7 protein-coding genes are annotated in these 6,155 nt (G+C 38.9%); 4 read left to right on the top strand and 3 right to left on the bottom strand.

Annotated features, from left to right (window positions below; translation table 11 throughout):
• The 4 genes from AC1DPQ_RS14850 to AC1DPQ_RS14835 form a co-directional block, all read left to right on the top strand.
• The coding region (locus AC1DPQ_RS14850; protein ID WP_477609983.1) for a D-alanyl-D-alanine carboxypeptidase at window positions 1-767 on the top strand (767 nt) is incomplete at its 5' end.
• 30 nt (window positions 768-797) lie between these two features.
• The gene (locus AC1DPQ_RS14845) at window positions 798-1,814 is read left to right on the top strand and encodes a glycoside hydrolase family 18 protein (RefSeq protein ID WP_477581726.1); all 1,017 of its coding nucleotides are present in this window, start codon (window positions 798-800) and stop codon (window positions 1,812-1,814) included.
• A gap of 1 nt (window position 1,815) precedes the next feature.
• Window positions 1,816-2,862 carry an aminotransferase class I/II-fold pyridoxal phosphate-dependent enzyme gene (locus AC1DPQ_RS14840; protein ID WP_477609981.1) on the top strand — a complete coding sequence of 349 codons (1,047 nt, stop codon included), beginning with the start codon at window positions 1,816-1,818 and terminating at the stop codon, window positions 2,860-2,862.
• Window positions 2,863-2,899: 37 nt separating this feature from the next.
• A complete protein-coding gene (locus tag AC1DPQ_RS14835) occupies window positions 2,900-3,400 on the top strand; it encodes a histidine phosphatase family protein (protein ID WP_477581730.1) in 501 nt (166 codons plus the stop codon).
• Between the two features lie 336 nt (window positions 3,401-3,736).
• Here the strand turns inward: AC1DPQ_RS14835 and AC1DPQ_RS14830 are convergent, their stop codons facing one another.
• The 3 genes from AC1DPQ_RS14830 to tsaE form a co-directional block, all read right to left on the bottom strand.
• Complete coding sequence (locus AC1DPQ_RS14830) at window positions 3,737-4,420, bottom strand: M15 family metallopeptidase (protein ID WP_477581732.1); 684 nt, start codon at window positions 4,418-4,420, stop codon at window positions 3,737-3,739.
• A gap of 170 nt (window positions 4,421-4,590) precedes the next feature.
• The gene (locus AC1DPQ_RS14825) at window positions 4,591-5,817 is read right to left on the bottom strand and encodes an alanine dehydrogenase (RefSeq protein WP_477609979.1); all 1,227 of its coding nucleotides are present in this window, start codon (window positions 5,815-5,817) and stop codon (window positions 4,591-4,593) included.
• A gap of 74 nt (window positions 5,818-5,891) precedes the next feature.
• A partial coding sequence (tsaE, locus tag AC1DPQ_RS14820) for a tRNA (adenosine(37)-N6)-threonylcarbamoyltransferase complex ATPase subunit type 1 TsaE (protein WP_477609977.1) occupies window positions 5,892-6,155 on the bottom strand: 264 nt, incomplete at its 5' end.

The raw sequence follows: 6,155 nt of genomic DNA, 5'->3' as shown, positions 1-6,155 counted from the left end.
AACCAAAGGTGTTTGCCTCCTGTTTCGAAATAGATTCTACAAAAAAAGCAGGCAGTTTTCAGGTAAGCAGAGATTTTTTAAGCAACCGCTTTCACTATCCTGCCGTTTCAGTACAACCGGGCTATAATCAGCAAAACCCATATAAAACCAGCGCACAGGTTACCGTCGAAATATTATCAGATACCCTGCACAAACCTGTCGGCATTATAAACTTAAAAATACCATCGTATGCTAAAACTTTATCGGGCGCAAAGCGTGATTCGGTTTTAAAACACATGATGCTACCCAGCGATAATTTTATTGCCGAACATTTGTTGTTGGTTTGCTCCAACCAGATTGGCGATACATTGAGTACAACGAAAGCTATCGATTACATTACGAAAAACTATCTTTCTTTTCTGCCCGATAAAGTAAAATGGGCTGATGGATCTGGTTTGTCCCGTCAGAATTTATTTACTCCACGTGATAATGTATACCTCCTTGATTCCATTTACAGGTTGGTAAACAATCCGGAAAAACTTTTTGGCCTGCTGCCAGCAGGCGGTAAAAGTGGTACATTAAAAAATGCTTACCCCAAAACCGACAAACCTTTTGTTTTCGGAAAAACAGGTTCGCTTGGTGGCGTTCATAATCAAAGTGGATATGTACTCACAAAAAAGGGCAAAACGTATATTTATTCTTTCATGAATAACAGTTTTGTAAAACCAACTGCCGAGGTACGTGCAGAAATGGTGAGGATAATCACTTATATACACAATACTTTTTAAGCATATGTAACATCAAATAACACCTGACCTATGAAAAAATTCTACCTATTGATTGGCATCTCTACCATGCTCATTATATCAGCTTGTAAGAAAAATGACCCCATAACAGAACCTCCCATCCCTACTACACCGTATGTACCCGACAACAGCTTTAAGATTGTAAGTTATTTCCCAAGTTACCGAGATCCAGCCGGTGTTGCAGATTCGAAGTTCAAAATGATTACACACCTCTTTTATGCCTTTCTAAATCCCAACACCGATGGAAGTTTAGCTGCGTTGGAACAACCCGGTCGATTTACAACCGTAATGCAAAAAGCAAGGGCAAATGGCGTTAAAACAGGCATTTCGATATCGGGTGCAAAAAGTATTTTTGTAACGATGGCGGCATCTGCAACGGCCAGAAACCTGTTCGTAAAAAATGTGCTAACTTTTGCCAAAACAAATAATCTGAACGGCGTAGATATGGATTGGGAATATCCAAGCACCAGCGATGGATCTGCAGATAATTATGTGCTGTTAATGAAAGAGCTTTCAGATTCGCTACACAAATACCATAAATTTTTAAGTGCGGCCATAACCCCTGGCGTATACGCGGGCAGTATTCGGGATGGATTAAAATTGGAAGTTTTTCCTGCTGTAGATTTCTTTAATATTATGGTGTATGATGGCATTGGCTGGGATAAAAATGAGCCTATACAACATGCATCCTATAACATGGCCGTTGCCAGTTTAAATTATTGGTTAAGCACCCGCGGTATGCCAAGAGAGAAAGCCCTTCTGGGTATCCCGGCTTATGGTAAAAATGCCAATAACTCGGCTAAGGCCTATCGCGATTTTGTAACAGCGGGGGCTGATGTAAGTTTAGATAATGCATTAATTGATGGCGTTCAATTTTACTTTAATGGAACCATAACCACCAAGAAAAAAGCTAAACTCGCTAAAGATATTGCGAATGGGATCATGTTCTGGGAATTCTACCATGATGACAATGGCGATAAATCTATTATCCGTGCTGCAAATGATGAGCTTGGACGAAACTACAATTAATATGAAGCCTAACTTTAAATCGATTGATCAACCTTTTTCTAACCACATAAATATTGAAGGAAACACCTATTTATATTTTGGGGGAACGGCTTATTTGGGCATTCCTAAAAATCAGAACTTTATTAATCTATATATCGAAGGGATTAAAAAGTTCGGTTTAAACAACGGAACAAGCCGTACCAACAACATTCAGCTTGGCATTTATGATGATGCTGAAAAAGTGGCAGCAGCACGGTATGGAGCAGAAGCTGCGCTAATTACTTCAAGCGGATATTTAGCTGCGCAGCTTACCGTTAAGGATTTATCCAGATTAGGGAAAGTAATTTATGGCCCAGCGGCACACCCTGCACTTTGGTTGGTAGAAAATCAAACCAAAAACGTAAAACTATTTCGAGATTGGGAGCAGGAAACGATTGAAAGAATAAATTCATCTGAAGAAAAAACCTGGATATTGATTAGTAATTCCATGAATAATCTTGTACCCGAAATTTATGACTTCGACTTTGTAAAAGAAATCCGTAAGGATAAAAATATAATCCTTGTTGTTGATGATTCGCATGGAATAGGCGTAACCAACGATGGTATGGGTGCCATCGTAAATCTTCCCAAACAAGAAAACATCGAAAATGTAGTGGTTGCCTCTATGGCAAAAGCACTGGGTGTAGATGCGGGCATTGTTTTGGCCTCCAATAAAATGATCAATAAACTTAAAAGTACCAATACCTTTATTGGCGCTTCTCCACCAAGTCCGGCAGGGCTTTATRCATTTATTCATGCCGAAGAAATATATAACAAAGCATTAAATAAACTGAAAAATAACATGCTGATGTTTGAAACGGCATTAAATCTTACCTGGAAACACGAATATGGCTTCCCGGTATATTTGCTGGGCGATGTTAATTTCTCAGAACGCCTTCTGCAAAGGCAAATCTTAATTTCATCTTTTCCTTATCCGAATCCTAGCGACGCGCCTTTAGATCGGATAGTGCTTTCCTCCTGGCATAAAAAAGAGGATATTGAAAGGCTGATAACAGCTATAAATTTTTAACCTTTCCTTATCCAATTAATTTTTCAATATTTATGACATGAAAAAACTGTTCGTATTACTGTCGTTAACGCTTCTCTTTGCTAATGTAATTTCTGCACAAACCACTAATGTTTGGATTGTTAGGCACGCAGAGAAAGATAAGTCTAACCCACAGGATACCAACCCCAATCTCTCCGATGAAGGAAAAGTTCGTGCAGGAGATTTAGCAACCTACTTAAAAAAAGTAAAATTTGATGTTGCTTTTGCCACGCCGACAAAAAGAACGCACCAAACATTGGATTCATTGGTGGTTCCGAAGGTAATCGATTATAAAGACATTAAATCGCTTGTAGACAGCATTAAAACCAATTACGTTGGCAAAACCATTATTGTAGCAGGCCATTCCAATACCGTACTCGAGATTATTGAAGCCCTTGGCGGCAAAAAGCCTAAAGAGGAATTAACAGATGATGATTACGATTACATTTTTGAACTGGCTGTAAAAGAGGATAAAGCGAAGGTAAAAATGGAACAATACGGGAGGCCGCATCATTTGTAGTTTGTGATGTTAGGCGTTACCACCTGACAATTAAAGAGCTAAAATTTAAATTTAGTGTAATATGGTAACATCTTACACCATGGAAAAAGGTTAGATTTCTCTATTCCACTTCGTTCCATCCGATAGCTATCGGATCGAAATGACGAAACTAATTCGGTATACTCCCAGCCCAATAAAAGAATGGCTATTGAACAAATTTACCATTGAGAAGTTAAGAAATTAAGGTTTTAAGAATGTAGGATCAGATCCTTAAACAAGTTCAGGATAACGCTCGTCCTAAAGATTACAGCCTGGCACTCAAACTAATGGACTATTAACTAATGAATCGATTAACCTCTAAAGCTTCTCAAAGGGAATATCCATTAAATCGTAGTTTTTCCAGCCCGAAAAATCATAGTGCCACCATTCATTTTCCAAAACATTAAGTCTGTATTTCGCCATTATTGTGATCAGAAAATCGCGGTTCTTCTTCGCCTCAGGTAATACCTTTTCGTATTTCGCTGCAGCAGCAGCCAAGAAACTATCGTAAGGTGTTGGCATTGTTATTTCTTTGCCCGTTTTCAGATCAATCAGGGTTAAATCTACGGCGCAGCCTCTATTATGTTTAGATCCTTTTGCCGGATTGGCTACAAAATTTTTATCGCTGGCTTTTTTATAAAATTCAACGGTAACAGCATAAGGCCGGTAACCATCGAATATTTTCAAGCCATAGCCTTTTTTATTTAATTCCTTTTGGATTTTTTTTAATGATTCTACTACTGGTTTTCGCGCAAAAGCCCTTGCCTGTTTATACATTACCTGCTGCATAAAATTATTCTTAGTGGCGTAGCGGATATCTAATTTGATATTGGGAATGGCTTTCTTGATTTCAACCAATTCGTTATTCGGGTCCGTTTTTACCGATGCGAGGTATTGATTATATGAACTCACCACCACCAGTTTTTTTATAGCGGAAGGTTTATTTTGGGCGCTAACGACCACTGAGAGGAAGAAAAATAACGTAAAGAGATTGAGTTTCATATAATTGGTATTTGGTATAGGTCATTACCGCTGTTAAGTCAAAACGGTTGTCAGTCTGAGCCTGTCGAAGACCTTTACATTTGATAACCAACAAAATGTCCTTCTACATGCTCAGGATGACATTTCATTGGTTTTATCCGCTAAATTAATAGTCTCGTTACTGCAAAGTTTTATTGATTCGAGACGACCAATAATTCAAGATCCTTAAATGGCAGATTAAACATATCAGCCAGATCTTTATTGGTACAGTTTCCCTGATAAATATATAGCGCTTCGCGGATACCAGGTGTATTCCATACCATATTCATTAAACCTCCGAATTCACCGATATCCAATAAAATTGGGGCAAAAATGTTCGTTAAAGCGTAAGATGCTGTTCTTGGCACACGCGAAGCAATATTTGGCACACAATAGTGAATTACATCGTATTTTCTAAACACTGGATTGGTGTGGTTTGTCACTTCAGAAGTTTCAAAACAACCGCCCTGATCAATGCTTACATCAATTACCACCGAATGTGGTTTCATCCGGGCAACCGTTTCTTCCATTACTATGCATGGACTACGCCCGTGGGTGGCTCTAATGGCGCCTATTACTACATCGCAGGTTACAATAGCCTTATTCAAAACAATAGGTTGCATTACGGAAGTAAACACCCTGCTTCCTAAATTATTCTGCAGGCGGCGTAAGCGGTAAATGGAGCTATCGAAAACTTTAACCTCGGCTCCCAATGCCAAAGCTGTTCTGGCGGCATATTCGCCAACCGTTCCTGCACCCAAAATAACAATCTCTGTTGGAGGAACGCCAGTAAAGCCGCCGAGCATTAAACCTTTTCCGCCTGTTACATTGCTCAAATATTCTGCAGCAATTAAAATAGAGGTCGAGCCCACTATTTCGCTCATGGCGCGTACTACGCTGAGTACATTACCTTCATCGCGAAGATTCTCAAAACATAATGCGTTAATTTTTTTATGCATCAATGCTTTCAGATAATCCTGCTTTAGCGTTCCGGTTTGCAACGAAGAAATTAGTGTTTGCCCTTTATGCATCATCTCAATCTCTTCCAACATGGGCGGTGCAATTTTCACCAGGATATCAGCATCGAAAACCTCTTTTTTGTTATAGGCAATTTTAGCCCCCTGCTCAGCATACTCGGTATCAGAAAAATTAGCCCCAGTGCCAGCGCCACTTTCCAGAACAACACGGTGCCCATTGTTTACCAATAATGCAACAGACAAAGGGGTTAATGCAATTCTATTTTCCTGGAAAGAAATTTCCTTGGGTATTCCTATATATAGACTGTTTTTTTTATTTCTGGTTTCTAGCTTTGCCTCTTGCGTTTGTAGTAAACCCTGACGAGCTATATCGGCCATTCCTTCGCGTAATCCTGTAGCCATGTTGAATTTAAAATTTTGATAGTTTTAGGTTGTTCAAGATAAGGAAAATCTGTTAATTTATTGATAACTAATTGTTATCCCTTCGAAAATCTGAATAATCTGCGGTTTTCATCCAGCACCTTTATCTCAATTTTAATATGTTTTTCGGGCAGCAACTCTTCCACTCGCTCAGGCCATTCTATTAAACAAACTCCACCACCATAAAAATATTCTTCATAGCCCAGATCATAAGCTTCGTGAATATCTTTTATCCTATAAAAATCGAAATGGAACACCGAACCTTTAGGACTTTCATATTCATTAACGATAGAATAGGTAGGGCTCGAAACCACATCGTT

This window comes from Pedobacter sp. 01T416_2, from assembly GCF_056398925.1.
This window is presented reverse-complemented; position numbering and strand designations above follow the sequence as displayed.

Bases quoted from the DNA above. Each gene is read 5' to 3' on its own strand.
- AC1DPQ_RS14845 (WP_477581726.1), top strand. From the start codon at position 798: ATGAAAAAATTCTACCTATTGATTGGCATCTCTACCATGCTCATTATA.
- AC1DPQ_RS14835 (WP_477581730.1), top strand. From the start codon at position 2,900: ATGAAAAAACTGTTCGTATTACTGTCGTTAACGCTTCTCTTTGCTAAT.
- AC1DPQ_RS14825 (WP_477609979.1), bottom strand. From the start codon at position 5,817: ATGGCTACAGGATTACGCGAAGGAATGGCCGATATAGCTCGTCAGGGT.
- AC1DPQ_RS14830 (WP_477581732.1), bottom strand. From the start codon at position 4,420: ATGAAACTCAATCTCTTTACGTTATTTTTCTTCCTCTCAGTGGTCGTT.